Source organism: Nocardioides sp. dk884 (assembly GCF_009557055.1).
GTDB lineage: Bacteria > Actinomycetota > Actinomycetes > Propionibacteriales > Nocardioidaceae > Nocardioides.
This window is the reverse complement of the sequence record NZ_CP045649.1, coordinates 3,494,796-3,521,020: the sequence shown is the minus strand read 5'-3', so window position 1 is coordinate 3,521,020 and position 26,225 is coordinate 3,494,796. Positions and strand designations below refer to the sequence as shown.

Sequence of the window (26,225 nt, the reverse complement as noted above, 5' to 3'; positions counted from 1 at the left end):
GAGAGCAATGCCCAAGATCCTGGAGTTCGACGAGCACGCCCGTCGCTCGCTCGAGCGCGGCGTCGACGCGCTCGCCAACGCCGTCAAGGTGACCCTCGGCCCCAAGGGCCGCTACGTCGTCCTGGACAAGAAGTGGGGCGCCCCGACCATTACGAACGACGGCGTCTCCGTCGCTCGTGAGATCGAGCTGGACGACCCGTTCGAGAACCTCGGTGCCCAGCTCGCCAAGGAGGTGGCCACCAAGACCAACGACATCGCTGGTGACGGCACCACCACCGCCACCGTGCTCGCCCAGGCGATGGTCCACGAGGGCCTGCGCGCCGTCGCGGCCGGCGCGAACCCGATGGGCATCAAGCGCGGCATGGACGCCGCCGCGGCGGCCGTCAGCGACGCCCTGCTCGAGGCCGCGCGCGACGTCGACTCCAAGGAGGACATGGCCTCGGTCGCCACGATCTCCAGCCGCGACGCCCACATCGGCTCGCTGCTCGCCGAGGCCTTCGACAAGGTCGGCAAGGACGGTGTCATCACCGTCGAGGAGTCCAACACCATGGGCACCGAGCTCGAGTTCACCGAGGGCATGCAGTTCGACAAGGGCTACATCTCGGCGTACTTCGTGACCGACCAGGAGCGCATGGAGGCCGTCCTCGACGACCCCTACATCCTTCTGCACCAGGGCAAGATCTCGGCGATCACCGACCTGCTGCCGCTGCTGGAGAAGGTCATCCAGGCCGGCAAGCCGCTGTTCATCATCGCCGAGGACGTCGACGGCGAGGCGCTGTCGACCCTGGTGGTCAACAAGATCCGCGGCATCTTCAACGCCGTCGCGGTCAAGGCCCCCGCCTTCGGTGACCGCCGCAAGGCCATGCTCGAGGACATCGCTGTCCTGACCGGCGGTCAGGTCGTCGCCCCGGAGATCGGCCTCAAGCTCGACCAGGTCGGCCTCGAGGTCCTCGGCCAGGCGCGTCGCGTGGTCATCACTAAGGACGACACCACGATCGTCGAGGGCGCCGGCGAGTCCGCCGCCGTCGAGGGCCGGGTCGCCCAGATCAAGGCCGAGATCGAGGCCACGGACTCCGACTGGGACCGTGAGAAGCTCCAGGAGCGTCTCGCCAAGCTCGCCGGCGGCGTGTGCGTGATCAAGGTCGGCGCCGCCACCGAGGTGGAGCTGAAGGAGAAGAAGCACCGCATCGAGGACGCCGTCTCCGCGACGCGCGCCGCGATCGAGGAGGGCATCGTCGCCGGTGGCGGCTCGGCCCTCATCCACGCGGTCTCCGTCCTCGACGACAACCTCGGCTTCACCGGCGACGAGGCGGTCGGCGTGCGCGTCGTCCGCAACTCCGCGGTCGAGCCGCTGCGCTGGATCGCCGAGAACGGCGGTGAGAACGGCTACGTCGTGACCACCAAGGTCCGCGAGGGCTTCGAGACCAACGGCTTCACCTTCGGGTTCAACGCCGCCACCGGCGAGTACGGCGACCTGGTCGCCCAGGGCGTCCTCGACCCGGTCAAGGTCACCCGCTCGGCGCTGGTCAACGCGACCTCGATCGCCGCGATGCTGCTGACGACCGAGACGCTGATCGTCGAGAAGCCTGCTGAGGAGGAGGAGTCCGCGGCCACCGGTCACGGACACGGTCACGGCCACTGAGCCGACCGCTCCTGCTCGACGCACGACGGCGCCGGTCCCCGCGAGGGGGCCGGCGCCGTCGGCGTACCGGGGCTAGCAGTCCGGGCGCACCGGCGGGCGTTCGACGTCGCGCAGCCGCCAGATCGTCGCGTCGCCCTCCCCGCACCGCGTCTCCTCGGGGACGTAGCGCTCCTCGACGTCTCGGCGCAGGAGCTCGCCGGCCTCCTGGTTCCAGGCGGTGAACGGGAACCACTCGATCAGCCAGGTGGGGGCGTCGGGGCCGCTGACGAGCGCCCGCAGGTCGGCGAGGTCGGGATCCAGGGTCCGCATCGGCAGGCTCCACAGCTGCTCGTACGGCGAGTCGAGCTCGCTGCTCATCTGCAGGTCGGCGCGGCCGCCGAAGACGGTGAGGGTGTCGCCCGGCTCGGCCACGTCGCGAACCGCGGTGCCGACCCGCGCCTCGTCGGTCTCCTGGTGGCCGGTGAGGTTGTAGACGGCCCACACGCTCACCGAGACCACGCACGACAGCGCCGCGAGCACGATCATGCCCCGCATCGCCTGCCCGCGCCGTGAGCGGTGCCGCGACAGCAGGGCCGCGGCCAGCGCCGCGGACGGCACCAGCGCGAAGAGGTAGTCGGGCCAGAAGCTGCCGCCCAGCACCATCCCGAACGCGTCGTAGGCGAGCATCGCGGCGGTCGCAGCCGCCAGCGGGGCGTCGTCACGCAGCTCACCGCGCAGGTGGACCACGAAGCCGCCCAGCACCATCAGCAGCCCGGCGCACAGCGCGATCAGCACGAGGTTGACCGCGCGCTCGTCGGCGGCCTTCGAGCTGTGCGAGGCGAGCACGGCGGAGGCGTCGGCGCGGAAGCCGTAGATCGCGTACCACAGCGTGCCGGGTCGTACGCCGGCCGCGGCCGCCCAGGCGAGCATGGCCGCGACCGGCACGGCCGCCCCGGCGAGACCGGCTGCGGCGAGGCGCAGGAACGTCCGCCCGTCGACGCGGCGGGTGATCAGCGCGACCAGCAGCAGGGTGCCGGCGAAGACCAGGCCGCCGAGCAGGTTCTGCTTGAAGCCCACCGCGACCGAGGCGCTGAGCCCGGCCAGGACGGCCAGCGGCACCGAGCCTCCGCGCAGCGCGCTGATCGCGAGCAGGCAGGCGGCCATGATGAACGGCAGGCCGAGCAGCTCGCCCTTGACCGCTACCAGGTTGATCAGCGTGCTCGAGGTGAGCGCGGCGACGCAGATCGCGGTCCAGCGGGCGGGGGTGTCGCCGGCGATCACCTGGGCCGTGCGCGCGGCCAGCAGCACCAGGGCCGCGCAGGCGAGCGCACCGAGGACCCGGATGAACGTGGGGCCACCGATGGCGTCGGAGAGCTTGAACACCGAGATCAGCAGCGGCGGGCGGTCCACGAAGTAGTGGCCGTAGACGCTGTCGGGCTGCGGGGACCAGCTGCGCGCGACCAGGGTGAAGCCGGCTTCGTCGGGGCGGATCGGACGGGTCAGCCCGGACAGCCGCAGGGCGAACGCCGCGAACGCCGCCAGCGGGATCGTCCAGCGCGACTCGACCGCGCGGGTGATGGTCCCCGCCGCCCGGTGGATGAGGTCCGGTCGGGCCCCGGGGCCGGTCTGGGGGAGCCGCTGGGTCACGACGCACACCTTCGCAGGTCCGGGGCGCATGCGCAGGTCCGGCCCCGCACGCCGTTGCCCGCGCGAAACCTCCACGACCCCGTCGCGCAACCCGCCCGGGCGAGGCTGGCGTCATGCTGTGGAGAGTGCGGACCCGCCTGCCCGACCGCCCCGGAGCGCTGGCCGCGCTCGCCCGCGCCTGCGGGGACGCCGAGGTGAACATCCTCAGCCTCCAGATCTTCCCCGACCTCGGCAGCGTCACCGACGAGCTGGTGCTGCGCACGCCGCAGGGCTGGGGCCCGGCCCGCGTCGCCGGGCTGCTCGAGGGGGCCGGCGGCACGATGCTGAGCTGCGCGGCGTGCGGGGAGGCCGCGCTGGTGGACCAGCCGACGCGCTATGTCCAGGCCGCGCGGACGGTGCTGGCCGAGCCGGCGTCGTTCCCCGAGGTGGTGGCCCGGCTCTTCGACGCCGAGCCCGACACCGGGGCCGACGCCGACAGCGCCGACGCGCGGCACCAGGACCTGCTGGAGGTGTCGGTGGGCGGGGTCCAGGTGCAGCTGCGCCGTACCGCGCCGTTCACCGCCACCGAGCACGCCCGGGCCGCCTCGATGGCGGACCTGGTCAGCGACGTGCTCCAGCACACCCACGCGCCGGGGGACCGGACCGGCCTCCCGGCCCGCCGGCTCGGCGGCGGCCGCGGTCCGCGGTACGTCGTGCAGGCCGACGCGGTCTCGGCGGTCCGCGACGGGCTGGTGGTGGGGCTTGCGACCCTCGGGCCGGCGTCGCCGGGGCAGCCCGACGCGCGTCCGGTGTCGCTGCGCGTCGACCCGGCCTGGCAGCGCTGCGGGATCGGCACCCGGCTGCTGGTGGAGTCCGCCCGGCTCGCCCGCGCCCAGGGGGCCGCGGCGATCGTGTTCTCGACCCGCTCCGACAACCGGGCGGTGCTGCCGATGGTGCTCGCCGCCGGGCTGCGGGGACGGATCCGGATGACCGCCGACGTGCTCACGGTGCGGGTGCCCGTCCGCGACCTCACGCCGCTCAGGTGATCGTGGAGCGTGCGTCCTAGACTGGCCTGGTGGAGCTCCCCGACAAGTTCGCGAACCTCGGCCTGACCTACGACGACGTCCTGCTGCTGCCGGGTCACTCCGACCTGGCGCCCTCGGACATCGACACGACCACGCGGCTGACCCGCGAGATCTCCTTGAAGGTCCCACTGGTGAGCGCGGCCATGGACACCGTCACCGAGTCGCGCATGGCGATCGCGATGGCCCGCCAGGGCGGGCTGGGCGTGCTGCACCGCAACCTCTCGATCCAGGACCAGGCCTACCAGGTCGACCTGGTCAAGCGCACCCAGACCGGCATCATCACCAACCCGATCACGATCGGCCCCGACGCCACCCTCGAGCAGCTCGACCAGCTCGCGGGGGAGTACCGCGTCTCCGGCTTCCCGGTCGTGGACGCCGACCAGCGCCTGCTCGGCATCATCACCAACCGCGACCTGCGCTTCACCCCGGTCGCGGAGTGGGCAGGCACCAAGGTCGCCGAGGTGATGACCCCGATGCCGCTGATCACCGGCCCGGTCGGGATCAGCCGCGACGACGCCACCCTGCTGCTGCGCCAGCACAAGCGCGAGCGGCTCCCGCTCGTCGACGACCAGGGCCGCCTCGCGGGGCTGATCACGGTCAAGGACTTCGTGAAGTCCGAGCAGTTCCCCAAGGCCAGCAACGACGCCCAGGGCCGGCTGATGGTCGGCGCGGCGATCGGCTACTTCGGCGACGCCTGGGAGCGCGCCACCACCCTCGTCGAGGCCGGCGTCGACGTGCTGGTCGCCGACACCGCGCACGGCAACGTGCGGCTGCTGCTGGAGATGGTCCAGCGCCTCAAGAACGACCCGGCCACCCGCCACGTGCAGGTCATCGGCGGCAACGTCGCGACCCGCGACGGCGCGCAGGCCTTCGTCGACGCCGGCGCGGACGCCGTCAAGGTCGGCGTCGGGCCGGGCTCGATCTGCACCACCCGCGTCGTCACCGGCGTCGGCGTCCCGCAGATCACCGCCGTCTACGAGGCCTCGCTGGCCTGCAAGCCCGCCGGCGTACCGGTGATCGCGGACGGCGGCATGAAGTACTCCGGTGAGATCGCCAAGGCCCTCGTGGCCGGGGCGGACGCCGTGATGCTCGGCTCGCTGCTCGCCGGGTGCGAGGAGTCCCCGGGCGAGCTGGTCTTCGTCAACGGCAAGCAGTTCAAGGCCTACCGCGGCATGGGCTCGCTCGGCGCGATGTCGAGCCGCGGCAAGAAGTCCTACTCCAAGGACCGCTACTTCCAGGCCGAGGTGACCAGCGACGACCAGATCGTGCCCGAGGGCATCGAGGGCCAGGTCGCCTACCGCGGCCCGCTCTCGGCGGTCGCCCACCAGCTGCTCGGCGGCCTCACCCAGTCGATGTTCTACGTCGGCGCCCGCACGGTCCCGGAGCTGCAGGAGAAGGGTCGCTTCGTGCGGATCACCCAGGCCTCGCTCACCGAGAGCCACCCCCACGGCGTGCAGATGACCGTCGAGGCCCCCAACTACTCCGGCCGCTGACCACCTCCGAGCCTCGAGCCAGACAGGATCCACCGTGACCGAGATCGAGATCGGCCGTGCCAAGCGCGGTCGCCGCGCCTACGCCTTCGACGACATCGCGATCGTCCCCTCCCGCCGCACCCGTGACCCCGAGGAGGTGAGCGTCGCCTGGCAGATCGACGCCTACCGCTTCGAGATCCCGGTGCTGGGCGCCCCGATGGACTCGGTGATGTCGCCGGCCACCGCGATCGCATTCGGCCACCACGGCGGCCTCGGCGTACTCAACCTCGAGGGCCTGTGGACCCGCTACGAGGACCCCGAGCCGCTGCTCGAGGAGGTCTCGCGCCTCCAGGGCACCGACGCGACGCGCCGCATGCAGGAGATCTACCAGGAGCCGGTCAAGGCCGAGCTGATCACCGCCCGGCTGCGTGAGGTCCGCGATGCGGGCGTCACGGTGGCGGGCTCGCTCTCGCCGCAGCGCACCAAGGAGTTCGCCAAGGCCGTCGTGGACGCGGGCGTCGACATGTTCGTCATCCGCGGCACCACGGTCAGCGCCGAGCACGTCTCCAGCCAGGCCGAGCCGCTGAACCTCAAGGAGTTCATCTACGAGCTCGACGTCCCGGTGATCGTCGGCGGCTGCGCGACCCACCAGGCCGCCCTGCACCTGATGCGCACCGGCGCGGCGGGCGTGCTCGTCGGCTTCGGCGGCGGCGCCGCGCACACCACGCGTACCGTGCTCGGGATCGCTGTCCCGATGGCCTCCGCGGTCGCCGACGTCGCTGCGGCCCGCCGCGACTACCTCGACGAGTCGGGCGGGCGCTACGTCCACGTCATCGCCGACGGCTCGATCGGCACGTCCGGCGACCTCGCCAAGGCGATCGCCTGCGGCGCCGACGCGGTCATGGTCGGCTCGCCGCTGGCCCGGGCCACCGACGCCCCCGGCCGCGGGTTCCACTGGGGCACCGAGGCCCACCACGCCGAGCTGCCGCGCGGCCAGCGCGTCGGCTTCGAGCCGGTCGGCACGATGGAGGAGATCCTGTTCGGCCCCTCCCGGGTCGCCGACGGCACGATGAACCTGGTCGGTGCGCTGCGCCGCTCGATGGCCACCACCGGCTACACCGAGCTCAAGGAGTTCCAGCGCGTCGAGGTCGTCCTCGGGTGATCGTCGCGGCCGGCCAGGAGGTCGCCGTCGCCGGTGACCTCCCGGCCAACGCCGCCACTGCCGCCCGGCTCACCGCGCAGGCCGGTGCCGCCGGTGCCCGCCTGCTGGTGCTGCCCGAGGCGTTCCTGACCGGGTACGACGAGGCGGTGTTCGCCGGGCCGCTGCCCGATGAGGACGACCTGGCCGGCCCCCTGCTCGACGGTCTGCGCGCCGCGGCCACCGCAGCCGGCACCACGGTGGTGCTCGGCACCGCCCTGCAGCGCGGGCCGCGACGCACGCTGAGCAGCGTGGTGGTGCGCCCCGACGGGCGCACGCTCGCGGCGTACGACAAGCAGCACCTCTCCGGCTACGAGAACGACCACTTCACGCCCGGTGACCACGGCGCCTCGCTCACCGTCGACGGGTGGGAGCTGGGCCTGTCGATCTGCTACGACGGCTGCTTCCCCGAGCACGCCCGCGCGGCCGCCGACGACGGCGCGCTCGGCTACCTCAACAGCGCGGCGTACTTCCCCGGCGGGGAGCACCGCCGCGACACCTACTACCCGGCCCGGGCCCTGGACAACGGGTTCTTCGTGGTCTTCGCCGGGCTCACCGGCGGCTGCGGGCGCGAATCGTTCATCGGGGGCTCCGCGGTCTACGACCCCGAGGGGCGCCCGTTGGCGCGCCTCGGCACCGAGCCCGGCCTCGCGGTGGCGACCCTGTCGCGCGACCTCGTCGCCGCGACCCGCGCCACGCACCCGATGCACGCCGACCACCGCCCCGCCCTCGGCCCCCGCCTCCGCTTCTGAGGTCGAGTCGAGACTTCTGACCGGTCGAGTCGAGACGTCAGGTTCTCGCATCACCATTGGCGCCGACTCGGCCCGCCATTCGCGCCGACTCGCGCAACCATTGGCGCCGACTCGGCGGAGGTGGGTGACCAGGGAGCGGGGAGACTGGGGGCCATGAGTCGCCCGATCGCCCTCAGCCCGGGTTCCCGCACGGCCGCGCTGGAGGTGATGGGCGCCGCCGAGCTCGACGTGCTGGTGGTGGGCGGCGGCGTGGTCGGCGCCGGCGCCGCGCTCGACGCGGTGACCCGCGGCCTGTCCGTCGGCCTGGTCGAGCAGCGCGACCTGGCCTCCGGCACCTCCAGCCGGTCCAGCAAGCTGGTGCACGGCGGGCTGCGCTACCTGGAGATGCTCGACTTCGCCCTGGTCCGCGAGGCGCTCACCGAGCGCGGTCTGCTGCTCACCCGGCTCGCCCCGCACCTGGTGCGACCAGTGGCGTTCCTCTACCCACTGCACCACGCCTGGGAGCGCCCCTACGTCGGCGCCGGCGTCGCGCTGTACGACGCGATGGCGATGTCCGGGCGCCAGGACATGGGCCTGCCCAGACACAAGCACCTGTTCCGCAAGCAGGTCGCGCGGATGGCCCCGGACCTGCGCACCGAGGACCTGCACGGGGCGATCCGCTACTACGACTGCCAGGTCGACGACGCGCGCCTGGTGATGACGCTGGCGCGCACCGCGGCGGCCAACGGCGCCCACGTGGCGACCCGCACCCAGGTCACCGGGTTCCTGCGCGAGGGCGAGCGGGTGGTCGGGGTGACCGCGCGCGACCTGGAGAACGGCGTCGACCTCCAGATCCGCGCCCGCACCGTGATCAACGCGGCAGGGGTGTGGACCGACGAGGTGCAGGAGCTGCTCGGCGGCGACGCCCGGCTCGACGTCGACGCCTCCAAGGGCGTGCACCTGGTGGTGCCGCGCGACCGGATCCGCTCGGAGTGCGGCTTCATCACCAAGACCGAGAAGTCGGTGCTGTTCGTGATCCCGTGGGGGCTGTACTGGATCATCGGCACCACCGACACCGCCTGGGACCTCGACCTCGCCCACCCCGCGGCCAGCCGCGCCGACATCGACTACCTGCTGGCCCACGTCAACACCCTGCTCAGGGACCCGCTCGACCACGAGGACGTGGTCGGGGTGTACGCCGGCCTGCGCCCGCTGCTCAAGCCGGTGGTCCGCGAGGGCGACCTGGGGGAGACCACCAAGCTCTCCCGCGAGCACACCGTCGCCGCCCCGGTGCCCGGCCTGGTGCTGGTCGCGGGCGGCAAGCTCACGACGTACCGCGTGATGGCGAAGGACGCCGTCGACCACGCCCTGCGGGAGGTGGAGCGGGTGCCGGCCAGCATCACCGAGCGGGTGCCCCTGGTGGGGGCGACCGGATATGAGGCGCGGACCAACCAGCGGGTGGCGCTCTCGCGCGCGGCCGGCCTCGAGGTCGGGCGCATCGACCACCTGCTGGGCCGCTACGGCGGCCTGATCGACGAGGTGCTCGATCTCGTCGGCACCCGCCCCGAGCTCGCGGAGCCGCTGGTCGGGGCCCCGCACCACCTGGCCGCCGAGGTCGTCTACGCGGTGACCCACGAGGGCGCCCGCCACCTCGACGACGTGCTGACCCGGCGCACCCGGGTCTCGATCGAGACCTTCGACCGCGGTGTCGAGGCCGCACGCCCGGCCGCGGTGCTGATGGCCGGTGAGCTCGGCTGGGACGCCGCGACCGTGGAACGCGAGGTCGAGCACTACCGGCGCCGTGTCGAGGCCGAGCGGCGCAGCCAGCTGATGGCCACCGACCAGGAGGCCGACGAGGCGCGGGTGCAGGTGGCCGACATCGTGTGACCCGCGGCGGCGCCGGCACACAGGAACCGTTGACAACTAGAACGTGTTCCATCGATGCTGGCGCCACGTGACGTGTCTCACAACCAGGAGGGTCTCGTGACCCAGGCGCCGCCCCCGGCCGACATGACCCTGCAGCGCTCGAGCCGGGACGCCCACGGCGTGCCGGCCCGCCTCGCGGCCTGGCTGACCACCCTCCTGCCGCCCGCCGCGGATCCGCGGGTGACGCTGCTCAGCGGCAGCGAGGCCAACGGCATGTCCTCGGAGACCATGCTGCTCGACGTCGAGTGGACCGAGGCGGGGGAGCCCCGCGCGGGCCGCTACGTCGCCCGGGTCGCCCCCGCGCCCGAGGACTTCCCGGTGTTCCCGGCGTACGCCCTGGCCGAGCAGTACGACGCGATCCGGCTGGTCGGCGAGCTGACCGACGTACCTGTCCCGCAGGTGCGCTGGCTGGAGCCGACCGGCGACGTGCTCGGCACACCGTTCTTCGTGATGGACCGCCTCGAGGGGGTCGTGCCGCAGGACGTGCTGCCCTACAACTTCGGCGACAACTGGCTCTACGACGCCACCCCCGAGCAGCAGCGCCGCCTCCAGGACGCCACGGTCGAGGTGCTGGCCCGGCTGCACGCGATCCCGGACCCCGCCACCACGTTCGGGTTCCTCGATCCTGGCCGCCACGGCCACGAGGGCGCGACGCCGCTCGCCCGCGCCTTGGCCCGCACCCGCGCCTGGTACGACTTCGCGATCCCCGACGTCGGGCGCTCGCCGATGGTGGAGCGCGGGCTCGCCTGGCTCGCCGAGCACCTCCCGGACACCGACGAGGCGGTGCTGTGCTGGGGCGACTCGCGCATCGGCAACGTGCTCTACGACGACTTCCGCCCTGTGGGCGTCCTGGACTGGGAGATGGCCACCCTCGGGCCGCGCGAGCTCGACGTGAGCTGGATGCTCTTCGCCCACCAGGTCTTCGAGTCCATCACCGGCCTGCTCGAGCTGCCCGGCATGCCCGACCTGCTCGTCGAGGCCGACGTCCGGGAGACCTACGAGCGGCTCACCGGGGTGCCCCTGGGCGACCTGCGCTGGTACGACGTGTTCAACGGCGTGCAGTGGTGCATCGTCTTCATGCGCACCGGGGCCCGGCAGATCCACTTCGGCGAGATCGAGCGTCCCGACGACGTCGAGTCGCTGTTCCACTGCAAGCCGCTCGTCGAGCGGCTCCTCGAGGAGGTCGGCGCATGATCGGTCCGCTGGATGAGTACCCGCTGCACCAGGCGCCGCTGCCGATCGGCTGGCCGGCGAGCAGCGACCGCAACTTCTACGACCGCTCCTACTTCAACGCCCACGACCGCAGCGGCGAGATCTTCGTGATCACCGGGCTGGGCTACTACCCCAACCTCGGCACCAAGGACGCCTTCCTGCTGGTGGCCCGCGAGGGCCGGCAGACCGCCGTGCACCTCTCCGACCTGTGCGACGGCGACCGCCTCCACCAGCGCGTCGGCGGCTACCGCCTCGACGTGGTCGAGCCGCTCCAGCGCCTGCACCTCGAGCTCGAGGAGACCGACGGCATCGCCGCCGACCTGACCTGGACCGGGTCGTTCCCGGTGCTCCAGGAGCTCCCGCACGTGCTGCGCTCGGGGGCGCGGGTGACCCTGGATGCGCAGCGCTTCGCCCAGGTCGGCACCTGGGAGGGACACCTCAGCGTCGACGGCGAGCGCATCGAGGTCACCCCGGACCGCTGGGTCGGCACCCGCGACCGCTCCTGGGGCGTCCGCCCGGTCGGCGAGGCCGAGCCGGCGGGGGCGCCCAGCGACCCGCCGTTCGAGGGCATGTGGTGGCTCTACGTCCCGATGCGCTTCGAGGACTTCGCGGTGGTGGTGATCCTCCAGGAGGACCCGGACGGCTACCGCACCCTCAACGACTGCCACCGCATCCACCCCGACGGTCGCGTCGAGCAGCTCGGCTGGCCGCAGGTCCGCATCCACTACGCGCCCGGCGGGCGCACCCCGACCGGCGCCACCATCCGCTGCACCACACCGGCGGGGGAGGCCCTCGAGCTCGAGGTCACCTCGCTGCTCGCCGCGCCGCTGCACGTCGGTGGCGGGTACGGCGGGGACCCCGACTGGCTGCACGGCACCTGGAAGGGTGAGAAGTTCACCGAGCGGGTCACCTACGACCTCACCGACCCGGCCGTGCAGGGACGCGTGATGTTCGGCTGCACCGACCACGTCGGACGCGCCGTCCTCACCGAGGGCGGGCGCACCCACGAGGGCTGGGGCCTCTTCGAGCACTTCTGCATCGGCCGCCACGACCCCAGCGGCTTCACCGACTTCCTCCAGGTCGCGCCGACCGGCGCCTGACCCGCTGCGACCCATCCGATCGAGGAGATCCCATGACGCTCGACCGCTCCCTGGACAGGGACGCCTTCTTCATCGACGGCACCTGGGCCGCGCCGGCCACCTCGGCCACCCTGCAGGTGGTCTCCCCGCACAGCCAGGAGGTGGTCGCGCGCGTCCCCGAGGGCAGCGCCGCCGACATCGACGCGGCGGTCGCAGCGGCGCGCCGCGCCTTCGACGAGGGACCCTGGCCCCGGCTGTCGCCGCAGGAGCGGATCGCGGTCCTCGAGGTCTTCTCCGGGCTCTACGCCGCCCGCATGCAGGAGATGGCCCAGCTGATCACCACCGAGATGGGCTCGCCGATCTCGTTCTCCCAGCTCGCCCAGGCGCCGGCACCGTGGATGCAGATCGAGGCGTTCCTCGCCATCGCCCGTGACTTCGCGTGGGAGGAGACCCGTCCCGGCGCGCTCGGCGCCGACGTCGTCGTACGACGCGAGCCGGTGGGGGTGGTCGCGGCGATCCCGCCGTGGAACGTCCCGCAGTTCACCACCCTCTCCAAGGTCGTGCCGGCGCTGCTGGCCGGCAACACCGTCGTGCTCAAGCCGGCGCCGGAGACCCCGCTCGACGCCTACCTGATGGCCGAGCTGCTCGCCGAGGCCGGCGTGCCGGCCGGCGTGGTCAACATCGTCGCCGCCGGCCGGGAGGTGGGCGAGCACCTCGTCGCGCACCCGGGCGTCGACAAGGTCGCCTTCACCGGCTCGACCGCCGCGGGGCGCCGGATCGCCGCGGTCTGCGGCGAGCAGCTCAAGCGGGTGAGCCTCGAGCTCGGCGGCAAGTCGGCCGCGATCGTCCTCGACGACGCCGACCTCGAGGCCACGATGGCCGGACTGCGCTTCGTCGCGCTGATGAACTCCGGGCAGGCGTGCGTCGCCCAGACCCGGATCCTGGCCCCCCGCAACCTCTACGAGGAGGTCGTCGAGGCGCTGGCCGAGACCGTGTCCAGCATGCCGGTCGGCGACCCCGACGACCCGGCCACCGAGGTCGGCCCGATGGTCGCCCGGCGCCAGCAGGAACGCGTCGAGAAGTACATCGCCCTGGGCCAGGAGGAGGGCGCACGCCTCGTCACCGGCGGCAACGGCATGCCCGCCGGTCTGGACCGCGGCTGGTACGTGCGGCCCACGGTCTTCGCCGACGTCGACAACCGCATGCGGATCGCGCAGGAGGAGATCTTCGGGCCGGTGCTGTCGGTGATCGGCTACGACGGGGTCGACGAGGCGGTGCGCATCGCCAACGACTCCGACTACGGCCTGGCCGGGACCGTGTGGACAGCCGACGCCGAGGCGGGGCTCGGGGTGGCCCGGCGGGTGCGGGCCGGCACCTACGGCGTCAACACCTACACGATGGACTTCGCCGCTCCGTTCGGCGGCTTCAAGGACTCCGGCGTCGGCCGGGAGTTCGGCCCCGAGGGCCTCGGGGAGTACACCGAGCTGAAGTCGATCTACACGGCGGCGCCCGAGCTGGCGTGAGGGGTTTGACACGACCGCCCGCCCTGTCAAATGGGACGATCCCTACCGAGAGGTAGTTTCGGAGACCGCGGTCACATACTCTCGGTACATGAGCGCTTCGAACCCCACGCCCGGCGGTCCCCTCGTCGAGGGGCCCCATGACCCGGAGCACGACCCGACCGCGGCGTACGCCCTCGAGCCCGCCTACGTCAGCGCGCTGACTCGCCGGATCGCGGCCACCTCCGGGCGTACGCACGAGGTGCGTTCCCCGCTCAACGGTGCGCCGCTGGCGCACGTGCCGCAGTCGAGCACCACCGACGTGACCGAGGCCTTCGCGCGCGCCCGTCGGGCGCAGGAGTCCTGGGCCCGGGTGCCGGTCGCCGAGCGCGCCGCCGCGCTGCTGCGCCTGCACGACCTGGTGCTGGATCGCCAGGACGAGATCGTGGACCTGATCGTGTGGGAGTCGGGCAAGGCTCGCAAGCACGCCTTCGACGAGCCGCTCCACATCGCGCTGACCGCGCGCTACTACGGCCGCACCGCCGCCGAGCACCTCGGCACCCAGCGCAAGCTCGGCGTGATCCCGGGCCTGACCCGGGTCGAGGTCAACCGGGTCCCCAAGGGCGTCGTCGGCATCATCTCGCCGTGGAACTACCCGTTCACGATGGCGCTGTGCGACGGCCTGCCGGCGCTGGCCGCGGGCAACGCGGTGGTGATCAAGCCCGATGCCCAGACGATGCTCTCCGCGGCGCTCGGTGCCCAGCTGCTCGAGGAGGCCGGGTTCCCCGCCGGCCTGTGGCAGGTCGTGGCCGGCCCCGGGGTGGAGATCGGCACCGCGGTCATTGAGCACGCCGACTACCTGTGCTTCACCGGCTCCACCGCCACCGGCCGCGTCGTGGCCCGCGGCTGCGCGGACCGCCTGATCGGCTGCTCCCTGGAGCTCGGCGGCAAGAACCCGCTGCTGGTCCTGCGCGACGCCGACGTCGAGCGCGCCGCGGAGGGCGCGGTGCGCGCGTCGTTCTCCAACTCCGGTCAGCTGTGCGTCTCCACCGAGCGGATCTTCGTGGCCGACCAGGTCTACGACCGCTTCGTGGAGCGGTTCGTGGCCCGCACCCAGGCGATGACCCTCGGCGCGACCCTGGAGTGGGGCAACGACATGGGCCCGCTGATCAGCCAGGCCCAGCTCGACACCGTCACCGCCCACGTCGAGGACGCGGTGGCCAAGGGCGCCCGGGTGCTCGCCGGCGGGAAGGCGCGACCCGATCTCGGCCCGTACTTCTTCGAGCCGACGATCCTCGAGCACGTCACCCCCGACATGACCTGCTTCGGCCAGGAGACCTTCGGCCCGGTCGTCTCGATCTACCGCTTCCACGACGAGGCCGACGCGATCGCGCGGGCGAACGACGGGGAGTACGGCCTCAACGGCTCGGTCTTCACCCGCGACGGCTCCCGCGGTCGCGCGGTCGCCGCCCAGATCCGCTGCGGCACCGTCAACGTCAACGAGGCCTTCGGTGCGGTCTTCGCCAGCCTCGACAGCCCGATGGGCGGCATGCGGCAGTCGGGGATGGGCCGGCGCCAGGGCGCCGAGGGCATCCTGCGCTACACCGAGCCGCAGTCGGTGGCCACCCAGCGGCTGATCCGGATCGCCCCGATGCTGGGGATGTCGGACCGCACCTACGGCAAGGTGATGACGGCCAACCTGCGTCTGCTGAAGAAGCTGGGCCGCCCGTGAGCGGGTCGGCGTACGAACGGGGGGACAACGACGTGAGCAGCAGCGGGAGTGCCGGCGGTGCCGACGACGGGGGAGCGGAGCTCGACTTCGACGTGCTGGTGGTGGGGTCCGGCTTCGGCGGCTCCGTCACCGCGCTGCGGCTGAGCGAGAAGGGCTACCGGGTCGGCGTCCTGGAGGCGGGCGCCCGGTTCCGCGACGAGGACCTGCCCAAGCACTCCTTCGAGGTCGAGAAGTACCTCTTCCGCCCCGAGGTCGGCTGCTACGGCATCCAGCGGATCGACGCGATCCGCGACTGCATGATCGTCTCGGGCGCCGGCGTGGGCGGCGGCTCGCTGGTCTACGCCAACACGCTGTACGAACCGCTCCCGGCGTTCTTCAACGACCCGCAGTGGAGCCACATCACCGACTGGCAGTCCGAGCTGGCGCCGTACTACGACCAGGCGAAGCGGATGCTCGGCGTGGTGCAGAACCCGTTGCGCACCCCGGCCGACGAGGTCATGGAGAAGGTCGCGACCGAGATGGGCGTGGCCGACACCTTCACGCCGGCTCCGGTGGGCGTCTTCTTCGGCGGCCCGGGCACGCAGCCGGGCGACGTGGTGGCGGACCCGTACTTCGGCGGCGTCGGGCCGGACCGCAAGACCTGCATCGGCTGCGGCGGCTGCATGACCGGCTGCCCGCACAACGCCAAGAACACGCTGGTCAAGAACTACCTCTACCTCGCCGAGCAGCGCGGGGTGAAGGTGCTGCCGCTGACCACCGTCACCCGGCTCGCGCCGCGGGCCGGCGGCGGCTACGACGTGCACGTGCGCTTCACCAAGGCCAAGACCGGGCGGCGCTCGGCGCGCCGGGTGCTCACCGCGCAGCAGGTGGTGCTCGCCGCCTCGGCGCTCGGCACCCAGCGGCTGCTGCACCGGATGCGCGACGAGGGGCACCTGCCGCAGATCTCCGAGCGGCTCGGCTACCTCTCGCGCACCAACTCCGAGTCGATCCTGGGCGCGATCGCGCCGGACACCAAGGTCGACTACAGCCAGGGCATCGCGATCACCTCCAGCTTCCACCCCGACGCCGACACCCACATCGAGCCGGTGCGCTACGGCAAGGGCAGCAACTTCATGTCGCTGCTGCAGACCGTGCTCACCGAGGGCGACGGCCCGGCACCGCGGTGGCGCACCTGGCTGCGCGAGACCTGGAAGCAACGGCGCCACGTGCGCGACCTCTACGACCTGCGGCACTGGTCGGAGCGCACCGTGATCGCGCTGGTCATGCAGAGCCTGGACAACTCGATCACCACCTACACCAAGCGCATCCCCGGGACCCGGAAGCGCTACCTCACCTCCCGACAGGGTCACGGCGTCCCGAACCCCACCTGGATCCCCGCGGCGAACACCGCTGTCAAGGCGATGGCGCGCATCATCAACGGCACCCCCGGCGGCAACATCGGCGAGCAGTTCAACCGCCCGCTGACCGCGCACTTCATCGGTGGCTGCGCGATCGGGGAGTCGCCCGAGACCGGCGTCATCGACCCCTACCAGCGCGTCTACGGTCACCCGGGCCTGCACGTCGCCGACGGGTCCGCGGTGACCGCCAACCTCGGGGTGAACCCGTCGCTGACGATCACCGCCCAGGCCGAGCGGGCGATGTCGCTGTGGCCCAACAAGGGCGAGGCGGACCCGCGTCCGGAGCTCGGGGCGGAGTACGTCCGCCTCGACCCGGTCGCGCCGCACGACCCGGCGGTGCCGCCGACGGCGCCGGCGGCGCTGCGGCTGCCGGTGGTGGGCGTCAGCTGAGGTCGGTCTGGACCGGAGGCCTCCGGAGCCGGGCTTCGGAGGCCTTCCTCATCCTCGGCGTAACCGGGGCCGGACCGGCTCGTTGCTCCCGACAAGACCCGGTGATGCTCCACGGCTCCCTCCACTCCGGCCGGGTCGATGTGTCCCAAGCGCTGTGCGCAGGGCGGGGACGATCAGGGCCCGGCCACCTCCCTCCCGGCCGGGCCCTGATGCATTTCAGGGGCCCCTGCGCCGGTAGGATCCGGCCATGCCTGCGACTTCTTCGGCGGCGACGCCTGACCATGACCTCGTCCTGGTCGTCGACTTCGGCGCGCAGTACGCCCAGCTGATCGCGCGCCGCGTGCGCGAGGCGCGGGTCTACTCCGAGATCGTCCCGCACACCGTGCCGGTGGCGGAGATGCTCGCGCGCAAGCCGAAGGCGATCATCCTGTCCGGCGGCCCCTCGAGCGTGTACGCCGACGGCGCCCCCGGGATCGACCAGAGCCTGTTCGAGGCCGGCACCCCGGTCTTCGGCATGTGCTACGGCTTCCAGCTGATGGCCCAGGGCCTCGGCGGCGAGGTCGCCCACACCGGTGCACGCGAGTACGGCCGCACCCCGGTGAAGATCGCCGAGCCGGGCACCCTGCTCGCCGGCGTACCGGTCGAGCACAACGTGTGGATGTCGCACGGCGACTCGGTGGCGCAGGCCCCGGAGGGCTTCACCGTGCTGGCCTCGACCGCGGACACCCCGGTCGCGGCGTTCGAGAACGTGGACCGTGGCTTCGCCGGCGTGCAGTGGCACCCCGAGGTGCTGCACTCCGAGCACGGCCAGGAGATCCTCGAGCACTTCCTGCACGACATCGCGGGCTGCCGCCAGACCTGGACGATGGTCAACATCGTCGAGGAGCAGGTCGAGCTGATCCGCGAGCAGGTCGGCGAGGGCCGCGCGATCTGCGCGCTGTCCGGCGGCGTCGACTCCGCCGTGGCCGCGGCGATCGTGCAGCGCGCCATCGGCGACCGCCTCACGTGCGTCTACGTCGACCACGGCATGATGCGCGCCGGTGAGACCGCGCAGGTCAAGCGGGACTTCGAGGAGGTCTTCGACTCCCTCGACGTGGTCGACGCCGAGGACCGCTTCCTCGACGCCCTGGCCGGGGTCACCGACCCCGAGACCAAGCGCAAGATCATCGGTCGCGAGTTCATCCGCACCTTCGAGGCCGCCCAGGTGCGCGTGTTCGGCGATGCCCACGGCACCGGCTACCTCGTGCAGGGCACGCTCTACCCCGACGTGGTCGAGTCCGGCGGCGGCGCCGGCGCCTCCAACATCAAGTCCCACCACAACGTCGGCGGCCTGCCCGACGACCTCGACTTCGAGCTCATCGAGCCGCTGCGCACGCTGTTCAAGGACGAGGTGCGCGCGGTCGGCGAGCAGCTCGGCCTGCCCGACACCATGGTGTGGCGCCAGCCGTTCCCGGGCCCGGGCCTCGGCATCCGGATCATCGGCGAGGTCACCCGCGAGCGCCTCGACATCCTGCGCCAGGCGGACCTGATCGCCCGCGAGGAGCTGACCCGCTCCGGTCTCGACCGCGAGATCTGGCAGATGCCGGTCGTGCTGCTCGCCGACGTCCGCTCGGTCGGCGTCCAGGGCGACGGCCGCACCTACGGCCACCCGGTCGTGCTGCGCCCGGTCACCTCCGAGGACGCGATGACCGCTGACTGGGCGCGTCTGCCCTATGAGGTCATGGAGCGCATCTCGACCCGGATCACCAACGAGGTCGCGGAGATCAACCGGGTGACGATCGACATCACGTCGAAGCCCCCGGGGACGATCGAGTGGGAGTGACCGCAGCGAGGAACGAGCGAAGGTCAGCTCCCACTCGTTAAGGGGAGAGTGGGAGTGACCGCAGCGAGGAACGAGCGGAACTCAGCTCCCACTCGTTAAGGGGAGAGTGGGAGTGAGTGCAGCTCGGGTGTGATCGCCCACTTCCACTAGTACTTCCGCAGCCGCGGACGGCGCCTCAGGCGGCCTCAGGCGGCCAGCGGCGTGAGGACGTCGGCGGCGAAGCGCTCCATGCTCTCGATCTTCTGCCCGAGCGTGGCGTCCATGCCGTGGTAGTAGGCCCACGGCATGGTCATGCACTCGGTGATGCCGCCCTCGTCGGCGCGGCGGAAGTGCTCGGGCAGGTAGGCGTCGGTCAGCGCGACGAGCACCTCGAAGTCGCCGGTGCGGCCCTGCTCGCGGCGCACCTCGGCGAGCCGGGCGGCGTGCCCGATCGCCGCGTCGGTGCGGTACATGTCGCCGACCCAGCCGTCGTGGCGCGCGGCGCGGCGGAACGCGAGCTCGGAGAGACCGCCGACGTAGATCGCGGGCTGCTCGGTGGGGGTCGGCTCCATCGCCAGCGGCGGCACCGAGTGGAACTCGCCCTCGAAGGACTTCATCCCCGGCGTCCACATCGCGCGGCACAGCGCCAGCGCCTCGTCGGTACGGCGACCGCGGGTGCGGAAGTCCTGGTCGAGCAGCTCGAACTCCTCCTCGCACCAGCCGATCCCGACACCCAGCGCCACCCGGTTGCCGGAGAGCACGGCAGCAGTGCCGACGGCCTTGGCGACCGTGAGCGGGTGGCGCAGCGCGGGCACGTAGACGGTGGTGACGAACCGGAGCCGGGTGGTCACCGCGGCGAGCGCCCCGATGAGCACCCACGGGTCCGGCCACGGCGCGTCCAGGCTCCAGCGCCGCTGCCCGTCGGGTGTGTAGGGGTACGGCGTGCGCAGCGTCTCGAGGTCGACGACGTGCTCGGGCACTGCGATGCCGTGGTAGCCCAGCTGGTCGGCGGCCCGGGCGATCTCGACGAGCTGCTCGGTGGGCAGGAAGGCGGTGTTGATCGAGAAGCGCATGGCCGCACCCTAGAACGCGTTCTCGTCGGCCGACGGCGTTCCGGCCCTAGGATGCGGGGATGGAGCGCGCGGTGCACCACCTCGACCTGTGGGTGTCAGATCCTGACCTGGCGGCCGACGAGTGGGGTTGGCTGCTCGGCGAGCTGGGCTGGGAGATCGACATCGAGGGCTCCTCGTGGGTGCACCCGGACGGGACCTACCTGTTCCTGGAGCGCTCGCCGGACCAGCTCGACGTGCCGCACGACCGCATGCGCCCGGGGCTCAACCACCTCGCGCTGCTGATGCCCGAGGACGCCGACCGCGCCGCGCTCGACCGGCTCCGTGCCGAGTCGTCGGGCCACGGCTGGCACGAGCTGTTCGCCGACCGGTTCCCGCACGCGGGCGGGGAGCAGCACACCGCGCTCTACCTCGCGAACTCCGAGGGCTTCGAGGTCGAGGTCGTCCTCGCGGAGCGCTGAGGACCGGGCTCAGACCTCGTCGAGGATCGCGCGCCGACGCTCGGCGTACTCCTCCGCGGTGAGCAGACCGTCGTCGCGCAGCGCGGTGAGCTCGCGCAGCCACTCCGCGACCGGTCGCACCGCACGTGGCTGTGGGGAGGGCTGCTGCTGGGCGCGCAGGCTGGAGACGAGGTACGTCGTGCTCAGGCCCTCGTCGCTGAGCAGCGCCATCCTCGACGCGTCGCGCTCGTCGAGGCCGGCGTCGCGCGCCATCCGGCGCGCGGTGGACACCCGCCACACCGTCGAGGCGATGCCGATGAGGACGATCAGCACGAAGAAGATGCCGAAGCCCACGGGTACCGCGGCGGGGACCGTGTCGCCGAAGCCGGGGTCCTCCTCGAACGCGAGGTTGCCGAGGACCAGGTGTGCGACGACGGGCATGGCGGCATCCAAGGCACGGCTCGGCCCCCGGACCGGGACATGCGGCAGCGGACGCGCCGCGGGCCGTAGCCTCGCGCCATGATCCTCGAGCATGCCCTGCTGCCCGTCCGACCCGGGACGGCCGAGGAGTTCCTCGCTGCCTTCGCGGAGGCGAGGTCGATCATCTCGGCCAGTCCCGGGTTCGGGCGTCTGGAGCTCTCACGCTGCGTGGAGCGCCCCGACACCTTCCTGCTCTTAGTGGAGTGGGAGCGGCTCGAGGACCACACCGAGGGGTTCCGGGGCTCCGCGGCGTACGCGGAGTGGCGGCGGTTGCTGCACCGCTTCTACGACCCGTTCCCGGTCGTGGAGCACTTCGAGCGCGTCCTCCAGGCGTGAAGGATCAGGGCTGGCCCAGCTCGTCGTCGGGTACGACGTGGACCGCGGCCTCCTCGGCCGAGGCGGCGGCGCCGTCGATGCCGACGTCACGACCCACCAGGTCGGACTCGGTGTCCTCGCCGCTGCCCTCGTCGGGATCAACGAGGCGCCCGGCGCGCTGGTCGCCGACCTCGCTGCTCTCGGCGGTGCCCTCGATGGTCTCGATGTCCTCGGTCTCGGCCAGCACGTAGGGGTCCGGCTCGGGGATCTCCTGGCGCTCGCGCTGGTCGATGGTCTCGCGGTGCGCCTCCTCCCACGGCGTGTTGCCGTAGCCCTGGGCGGGGGAGTACTTCTCCGGCGGGGAGTAGCCGCGGTCCGCCTCGTCCACCACGTCGTCGTCGTCCAGGAGCATGTCCTCGGCGCCGGGCTGGTCCTCGTCGTCGACGCTGTAGTCGCCGTAGGTCTCGCGGTCGCCCGGGTCGGGGTTGATGTCGTCACTCGTCATGCGGCCTCCTTCATCGGTGTCGGCCTCTGGGGTACCCGAGCGCGAGACCCGCCATGCGAGCCGCGGCGCGCGACGGGCGGCCTCAGTCGACCGAGAGCACCGTGCGCTCGGCGGCCAGCAGGACGGCTCCCACGAGGCTGGCGCGCTCGCCCAGCTCGCTGGCCACCACGGGGGTGAGGGCGACCGCGTCGAGGGCGTGGCGACGCAGCCCGATGCGGGCGGAGTCCAGGATCAGGCTCCCGGCGCGCGCCATGTCGCCGCCGACCACCACGACTGCCGGGTTGAGCAGGTTGACGATGCTGGCCAGGCCCCAGCCGAGGTGCAGCCCGGCGTCCTCGAGGGCGCGGCGCGCGGAGACGTTGTCGGCGCGGGCGGCGGCCACGATGTCGTCGAAGCAGGCGCCCGGCAGCTGGCCGGCCATCATCGACAGGACGGTGCCGATGGAGGTGTAGGCCTCCAGGCAGCCGCGGCTGCCGCAGCGGCACAGCGGGCCCTGGTCGTCGAGGGTCAGATGGCCGATCTCGCCGGCGCTGCCGCCGGCGCCGTGGAAGAGCTGGTCGTCGATGACGATCCCGGCGCCGACGCCGGAGGAGATCTTGACGAACACCGAGCTGCGGTGGCCGCGGGCGACCCCGACGCGGTGCTCGGCGAGCGCGCCCAGGTTGGCGTCGTTCTCCACGTGCACGGGCGCGTCGAGCACCTCGGCCGCGGCGGCCCGGGCGTCGACCCCCTCCCAGCCGGGGAAGATGGCCGCGGAGCGGATGACGTCGTCGGTGACCGGCGCGGGCAGGCCCAGCGCGACGTGCCGCGCCGGCCCCTCGCCCTCGAGCAGCTCCTCCAGCAGGCCGGCGGCCAGGGCCAGCGCGCCGCGGTGGTCGGCGGGGTCCTCCAGGCGGACCCGCCGCTCGCGGCGCACCCGGCCGACGAGGTCACCGACCGCCACCGCGACGTGGCTGTGGCCGAAGTCGATGCCGGCCACCGTGCCCGCGGCGGCGGAGAGCCGCACCGCGGAGCCGCGCCGTCCCGCGCCCGGCGTGGTCTCGGCGAGCCCGGCGGCGCTCAGCTCGCGCACGATGTTCGAGACCGTGGCCGGCGCCAGGCCGGTGGTGCGCGCCAGCTCCGCCTGGGTGTACGCCGTGGACGGCGTGCCGTCCGCAGGGGCGTCGGCCACCGCGCCGCGCAGCACGTCGAGCACCCGCTGCTGGTTGGCCACCCGCAGCGAGGAGGTGGAGCCCGGGGCGGCGCGGACGGTCGACATGGGCGAAGCGTGCCTGTCCGACCGCTCAACGGTCAAGAGTTGACGTCAACGACGCGCCTACCCTCGGTTGGTCACGATTCGCCTTCGATGCTTGACGACAATGGTGTGACGTTCGACACTCGATCCGTCCCGTTCTGCGGCGTAGGCCGCGCCAGTCGAGGAGCGACCATGACCATCCACCTTCATCGCGTCGCGGCCCTGGGGGCTGCACTCATCCTGGGCGCCGGCTCCTTCGCCGCGTGCGGCGCCAACGACGACAACAGCGACAACGACACCGGCGACGGGGGCGGGGGCGGGGGCGACAGCGCCTCCGGGGGCACCATCGCGCTGCTGCTGCCGGAGTCCAAGACCACCCGCTACGAGGCCTTCGACAAGCCGCTGTTCGAGGCGAAGGTCGCCGAGCTGTGCCCCGACTGCGAGGTGGACTACTACAACGCCGACCAGGACGAGCAGAAGCAGGCCCAGCAGGTCACCAGCGCGCTGACCGCCGGTGCCGACGTGATGGTGCTCGACCCGGTCAACGGCGACGGCGCCACCGGCATGGTCCAGGAGGCGCAGGGCCAGGACGTGCCGGTCATCGCCTACGACCGGTTCATCGAGGGCGCCGACTACTACATGTCCTTCGACAACCAGACCGTTGGTCAGATGCAGGCCGAGGCGCTGGTCGAGGCCGTCGGCGACACGGGCAGCATCCTGATGCTCAACGGCGATCCCAAAGACCCCAACGCCGGGCAGTTCAAGGCCGGTGCGCACAGCGTGCTCGACGAGAGCGGCGTGGAGGTCCTGGCGGAGTACGACAACCCCGACTGGAGCCCCGAGAACGCCCAGCAGTGGACCACCGACCAGCTGAGCAAGTTCGAGCCCAGCGAGATCGTCGGCGTGTACGCCGCGAACGACGGGCAGGCCGGCGGCGTGGTCGCCGCGATGACCGGCGCCGGCGTCGCCCGCAACCAGCTGCCCCCGATCACGGGGCAGGACGCCGAGGTCGCCGCGATCCAGCGCATCCTCGCCGGGGAGCAGGCGATGACGATCTACAAGCCGATCGCGATCGAGGCGGAGACCGCGGCGGAGGTCGCCGTGCAGCTGGCGAACGGTGAGGAGCCGGGCGCCACCAGCGACACCGGGATCGACCAGAGCGACTTCGAGGGCGTGACGTCCTACATCTTCGACCCGATCGTGGTCACCTCCGACAACGTGGCCGACACCGTGATCGCCGACGGCTTCTACACCGCCGAGGACATCTGCACCGGCGACTACGCGAAGGCCTGCGCGGAGGCCGGCATCTCCTGATGAGCACCACGACGGAGCGGGCGAGCAGCGGCCCGGCGCAGGGGGAGGTAGTCCTCTCCCTCGCCGGCGTCCACAAGAGGTTCGGCGCCGTACAGGCGCTCACCGACGTCCACCTCGAGGTGGCCGCGGGGGAGGTGGTCGCCCTGGTGGGCGACAACGGTGCCGGCAAGTCGACGCTGGTGAAGGTGATCTCCGGGGTCTATTCGCCCGACGACGGCGAGATCGTCTTCGGCGGTCGGATCATCACCGTGGGCGGTCCCGCGGCGGCCCAGGCGCTGGGCATCGCGACGGTCTTCCAGGACCTCGCGCTGTGCGACAACCTCGACGTCGTCGCCAACCTGTTCCTCGGCCAGGAGGTACACCGCGGCCCGGTCCTCGACGAGGTCACGATGGAGCGGGAGTCGTGGCGCCTGCTGCGCACCCTCTCCGCCAAGATCCCCTCGGTGCGGATCCCGGTCGCCTCGCTCTCCGGCGGACAGCGCCAGACCGTGGCGATCGCGCGCGCCCTCGTGGGTGACCCGCGGGTCGTGCTGCTCGACGAGCCGACCGCCGCGCTCGGCGTCGCGCAGACCGCGGAGGTGCTCAACCTGATCGAGCGGCTGCGCGACACCGGGCTCGGCGTGATCCTGGTCAGCCACAACATGGCCGACGTCCAGGCGGTCGCCGACCGGATCGTGGTGCTGCGGCTGGGGCGCAACGCCGCGGAGTTCCGCACCGAGGACGTCACCACCGAGCAGCTGGTGGCCGCGATCACCGGCGCCTCGGACAACGTCGTCGCGACCCGCGCCGGCCGTGCCCGCCCGACCCACCCGGAGGCAGAGCAGTGAGCAGCACGCTGGACCCGACGTCCTCCCCGGTCGCCGCCGACGTCGCCGACGAGCGGCTGATCCAGGGCCGCGGTCTCGGTGGCCTGGTCTCGGCGGGCTGGTCCCGCCTGCGCGGCGGCGAGCTCGGGGCGCTGCCGGTCGTGTTCGGGTTGGCGATCATCTCGCTGGTCTTCTACTCCCAGGAGGCCACGTTCCTGTCCTCGCGCAACCTGGTCTCGATCACCCAGTTCGCCGCGCCGGTCGGGGTGATCTCGTTGGGCATCGTGCTGGTGCTCCTGCTCGGCGAGATCGACCTGTCGGTCGGCTCGGTCTCGGGCTTCGCCGCCGCGTCGATGGCGGTGCTCGTGGTGGACAAGAGCCAGTCGCTGGTCGTCGGGATGCTCGTCGGCGTCCTGATCGGCACTGCGATCGGCTCGTTCTACGCGCTGCTCTACACCCGCATCGGCGTGCCCAGCTTCGTGTTCTCCCTCGCCGGTCTGCTCGCCTTCCAGGGCGCGCTGCTCTACGTGCTCGGCGACCAGGGGACGATCGTGCTCCCGATCGACTCAGGTCTGCGGGAGTTCGCGCGCGACCGGTTCCTCTCCGACGTGCAGGCTTACGCGCTGCTCGCGATCGTGGTCGCGGTCTACGTCGGTTCCCAGCTGCTCGCGGCGCGGCGTCGTCGCGCCGCCGGCCTCACCCCGCCCAACCTGCTCCTGGTCGCGGTCAAGGGCGTGCTGCTGCTCGGCGGGCTCGGCTTCCTCACCTACTACCTGGGCATCGACCGCGGCTGGGGCTACCTCTTCGTGCTGTTCGCGGCGCTGGTCGTCGCGATGGACCTGGTGCTGCGCAAGACCCGCTGGGGTCGCCACGTGTACGCCGTGGGCGGCAACGAGGAGGCCGCGCGGCGTTCCGGCATCAAGGTCGGGCGCGTCTACTTCTCGGTCTTCGCGGCGGCCTCCACCTTCGCCGCGCTCGGCGGCATCCTGCTCGCCGGTCAGCTGACCTCGGTCTCGCAGAGCAGCGGCACGACCGACACCAACCTGACGGCGATCGCGGCCGCGGTCATCGGCGGCACCAGCCTCTTCGGCGGCCGCGGGACGGCGTACTCCGCGCTGCTCGGCATCATGGTGCTCCAGGCCATCCAGAACGGCCTGAACCTGATGAACGTCGACTCCTCGGTGCGCTTCATGGTCACCGGCGCGGTGCTGCTGCTGGCCGTCGCCATCGACTCGGTGTCGCGGCGGGTGCGCTCCTCCAGCGGACGCGGCTGAGCCGGGGCCGGCCCCGGC

General features: G+C 72.4%; 22 protein-coding genes. 17 read left to right on the top strand and 5 right to left on the bottom strand.

Going from position 1 to position 26,225, the window contains the following annotated elements; translation table 11 throughout:
• The first annotated feature begins 7 nt into the window (after positions 1-7).
• Positions 8-1,642, top strand: a complete 1,635-nt coding sequence (groL, locus tag GFH29_RS16805) for a chaperonin GroEL (protein WP_153324925.1) — start codon at positions 8-10, stop codon at positions 1,640-1,642.
• A 72-nt stretch (positions 1,643-1,714) separates the two neighbouring features.
• Here the strand turns inward: groL and GFH29_RS16800 are convergent, their stop codons facing one another.
• Positions 1,715-3,268: a hypothetical protein gene (locus GFH29_RS16800; RefSeq protein WP_153324924.1), complete on the bottom strand. Its 1,554-nt coding sequence runs from the start codon at positions 3,266-3,268 to the stop codon at positions 1,715-1,717.
• Positions 3,269-3,381: 113 nt separating this feature from the next.
• Here GFH29_RS16800 and GFH29_RS16795 point away from each other — a divergent pair, with 113 nt between their 5' ends.
• The 11 genes from GFH29_RS16795 (at position 3,382) to guaA (ending at position 18,790) form a co-directional block, all read left to right on the top strand.
• Positions 3,382-4,293 (top strand): GNAT family N-acetyltransferase, encoded by a 912-nt coding sequence (locus tag GFH29_RS16795; RefSeq protein WP_153324923.1) that lies wholly within the window; start codon positions 3,382-3,384, stop codon positions 4,291-4,293.
• 29 nt (positions 4,294-4,322) lie between these two features.
• Positions 4,323-5,825: an IMP dehydrogenase gene (guaB, locus tag GFH29_RS16790; protein ID WP_153324922.1), complete on the top strand. Its 1,503-nt coding sequence runs from the start codon at positions 4,323-4,325 to the stop codon at positions 5,823-5,825.
• Positions 5,826-5,859: 34 nt separating this feature from the next.
• Positions 5,860-6,966 (top strand): GuaB3 family IMP dehydrogenase-related protein, encoded by a 1,107-nt coding sequence (locus GFH29_RS16785; RefSeq protein WP_153324921.1) that lies wholly within the window; start codon positions 5,860-5,862, stop codon positions 6,964-6,966.
• Positions 6,963-7,754, top strand: coding sequence for a carbon-nitrogen hydrolase family protein (locus tag GFH29_RS16780; protein WP_153324920.1), 792 nt, complete (start codon positions 6,963-6,965; stop codon positions 7,752-7,754). Before GFH29_RS16785 ends, GFH29_RS16780 begins: the two co-directional genes overlap by 4 nt.
• 153 nt (positions 7,755-7,907) lie before the next feature.
• Positions 7,908-9,620 (top strand): glycerol-3-phosphate dehydrogenase/oxidase, encoded by a 1,713-nt coding sequence (locus GFH29_RS16775; protein ID WP_153324919.1) that lies wholly within the window; start codon positions 7,908-7,910, stop codon positions 9,618-9,620.
• Between the two features lie 96 nt (positions 9,621-9,716).
• Positions 9,717-10,853 carry a phosphotransferase family protein gene (locus GFH29_RS16770; protein WP_228387565.1) on the top strand — a complete coding sequence of 379 codons (1,137 nt, stop codon included), beginning with the start codon at positions 9,717-9,719 and terminating at the stop codon, positions 10,851-10,853.
• A complete protein-coding gene (locus GFH29_RS16765) occupies positions 10,850-11,971 on the top strand; it encodes a hypothetical protein (protein ID WP_153324917.1) in 1,122 nt (373 codons plus the stop codon). Before GFH29_RS16770 ends, GFH29_RS16765 begins: the two co-directional genes overlap by 4 nt.
• Before the next feature lie 32 nt (positions 11,972-12,003).
• A complete protein-coding gene (locus tag GFH29_RS16760; protein ID WP_153324916.1) occupies positions 12,004-13,473 on the top strand; it encodes an aldehyde dehydrogenase in 1,470 nt (489 codons plus the stop codon).
• Positions 13,474-13,561: 88 nt separating this feature from the next.
• Positions 13,562-15,181, top strand: coding sequence for a succinic semialdehyde dehydrogenase (locus GFH29_RS16755; protein WP_153324915.1), 1,620 nt, complete (start codon positions 13,562-13,564; stop codon positions 15,179-15,181).
• 32 nt (positions 15,182-15,213) lie between these two features.
• Positions 15,214-16,968, top strand: coding sequence for a GMC oxidoreductase (locus GFH29_RS16750; RefSeq protein WP_153324914.1), 1,755 nt, complete (start codon positions 15,214-15,216; stop codon positions 16,966-16,968).
• 247 nt (positions 16,969-17,215) lie between these two features.
• Positions 17,216-18,790, top strand: coding sequence for a glutamine-hydrolyzing GMP synthase (guaA, locus tag GFH29_RS16745; RefSeq protein ID WP_153324913.1), 1,575 nt, complete (start codon positions 17,216-17,218; stop codon positions 18,788-18,790).
• A 185-nt stretch (positions 18,791-18,975) separates the two neighbouring features.
• On the opposite strand, the gene GFH29_RS16740 is transcribed toward guaA, so the two are convergent.
• Positions 18,976-19,842, bottom strand: coding sequence for a TIGR03619 family F420-dependent LLM class oxidoreductase (locus GFH29_RS16740; protein WP_153324912.1), 867 nt, complete (start codon positions 19,840-19,842; stop codon positions 18,976-18,978).
• A 59-nt stretch (positions 19,843-19,901) separates the two neighbouring features.
• On the opposite strand from GFH29_RS16740, the gene GFH29_RS16735 reads away from it, so the two are divergent.
• A complete protein-coding gene (locus tag GFH29_RS16735) occupies positions 19,902-20,300 on the top strand; it encodes a VOC family protein (protein WP_153324911.1) in 399 nt (132 codons plus the stop codon).
• A gap of 9 nt (positions 20,301-20,309) precedes the next feature.
• On the opposite strand, the gene GFH29_RS16730 is transcribed toward GFH29_RS16735, so the two are convergent.
• Positions 20,310-20,720, bottom strand: coding sequence for an SHOCT domain-containing protein (locus GFH29_RS16730; protein ID WP_153324910.1), 411 nt, complete (start codon positions 20,718-20,720; stop codon positions 20,310-20,312).
• Between the two features lie 78 nt (positions 20,721-20,798).
• Here GFH29_RS16730 and GFH29_RS16725 point away from each other — a divergent pair, with 78 nt between their 5' ends.
• Positions 20,799-21,095, top strand: a complete 297-nt coding sequence (locus tag GFH29_RS16725) for an antibiotic biosynthesis monooxygenase family protein (RefSeq protein ID WP_153324909.1) — start codon at positions 20,799-20,801, stop codon at positions 21,093-21,095.
• Between the two features lie 4 nt (positions 21,096-21,099).
• On the opposite strand, the gene GFH29_RS16720 is transcribed toward GFH29_RS16725, so the two are convergent.
• On the bottom strand, positions 21,100-21,579 hold the full coding sequence (locus tag GFH29_RS16720) for a DUF5709 domain-containing protein (RefSeq protein ID WP_153324908.1): 480 nt from the start codon (positions 21,577-21,579) through the stop codon (positions 21,100-21,102).
• 82 nt (positions 21,580-21,661) lie between these two features.
• A complete protein-coding gene (locus GFH29_RS16715; RefSeq protein ID WP_153324907.1) occupies positions 21,662-22,837 on the bottom strand; it encodes an ROK family transcriptional regulator in 1,176 nt (391 codons plus the stop codon).
• 168 nt (positions 22,838-23,005) lie between these two features.
• On the opposite strand from GFH29_RS16715, the gene GFH29_RS16710 reads away from it, so the two are divergent.
• Genes GFH29_RS16710 through GFH29_RS16700 form a run of 3 tightly spaced genes read left to right on the top strand, consistent with a single transcriptional unit; the run spans position 23,006 to position 26,207 of the window.
• Positions 23,006-24,127: a sugar ABC transporter substrate-binding protein gene (locus GFH29_RS16710; protein ID WP_153324906.1), complete on the top strand. Its 1,122-nt coding sequence runs from the start codon at positions 23,006-23,008 to the stop codon at positions 24,125-24,127.
• Positions 24,127-24,954 (top strand): ATP-binding cassette domain-containing protein, encoded by an 828-nt coding sequence (locus GFH29_RS16705; protein WP_153324905.1) that lies wholly within the window; start codon positions 24,127-24,129, stop codon positions 24,952-24,954. Before GFH29_RS16710 ends, GFH29_RS16705 begins: the two co-directional genes overlap by 1 nt.
• The gene (locus tag GFH29_RS16700) at positions 24,951-26,207 is read left to right on the top strand and encodes a sugar ABC transporter permease (protein WP_228387564.1); all 1,257 of its coding nucleotides are present in this window, start codon (positions 24,951-24,953) and stop codon (positions 26,205-26,207) included. The genes GFH29_RS16705 and GFH29_RS16700 overlap by 4 nt, the downstream gene beginning before the upstream one ends.
• Positions 26,208-26,225 lie beyond the last annotated feature (18 nt).

Coding starts and splice junctions, on each gene's coding strand:
- groL (WP_153324925.1), top strand. CDS start 8: ATGCCCAAGATCCTGGAGTTCGACGAGCACGCCCGTCGCTCGCTCGAG.
- GFH29_RS16795 (WP_153324923.1), top strand. CDS start 3,382: ATGCTGTGGAGAGTGCGGACCCGCCTGCCCGACCGCCCCGGAGCGCTG.
- GFH29_RS16775 (WP_153324919.1), top strand. CDS start 7,908: ATGAGTCGCCCGATCGCCCTCAGCCCGGGTTCCCGCACGGCCGCGCTG.
- GFH29_RS16765 (WP_153324917.1), top strand. CDS start 10,850: ATGATCGGTCCGCTGGATGAGTACCCGCTGCACCAGGCGCCGCTGCCG.
- GFH29_RS16760 (WP_153324916.1), top strand. CDS start 12,004: ATGACGCTCGACCGCTCCCTGGACAGGGACGCCTTCTTCATCGACGGC.
- GFH29_RS16755 (WP_153324915.1), top strand. CDS start 13,562: ATGAGCGCTTCGAACCCCACGCCCGGCGGTCCCCTCGTCGAGGGGCCC.
- guaA (WP_153324913.1), top strand. CDS start 17,216: ATGCCTGCGACTTCTTCGGCGGCGACGCCTGACCATGACCTCGTCCTG.
- GFH29_RS16740 (WP_153324912.1), bottom strand. CDS start 19,842: ATGCGCTTCTCGATCAACACCGCCTTCCTGCCCACCGAGCAGCTCGTC.
- GFH29_RS16735 (WP_153324911.1), top strand. CDS start 19,902: ATGGAGCGCGCGGTGCACCACCTCGACCTGTGGGTGTCAGATCCTGAC.
- GFH29_RS16730 (WP_153324910.1), bottom strand. CDS start 20,720: ATGCCCGTCGTCGCACACCTGGTCCTCGGCAACCTCGCGTTCGAGGAG.
- GFH29_RS16725 (WP_153324909.1), top strand. CDS start 20,799: ATGATCCTCGAGCATGCCCTGCTGCCCGTCCGACCCGGGACGGCCGAG.
- GFH29_RS16720 (WP_153324908.1), bottom strand. CDS start 21,579: ATGACGAGTGACGACATCAACCCCGACCCGGGCGACCGCGAGACCTAC.
- GFH29_RS16715 (WP_153324907.1), bottom strand. CDS start 22,837: ATGTCGACCGTCCGCGCCGCCCCGGGCTCCACCTCCTCGCTGCGGGTG.
- GFH29_RS16710 (WP_153324906.1), top strand. CDS start 23,006: ATGACCATCCACCTTCATCGCGTCGCGGCCCTGGGGGCTGCACTCATC.
- GFH29_RS16705 (WP_153324905.1), top strand. CDS start 24,127: ATGAGCACCACGACGGAGCGGGCGAGCAGCGGCCCGGCGCAGGGGGAG.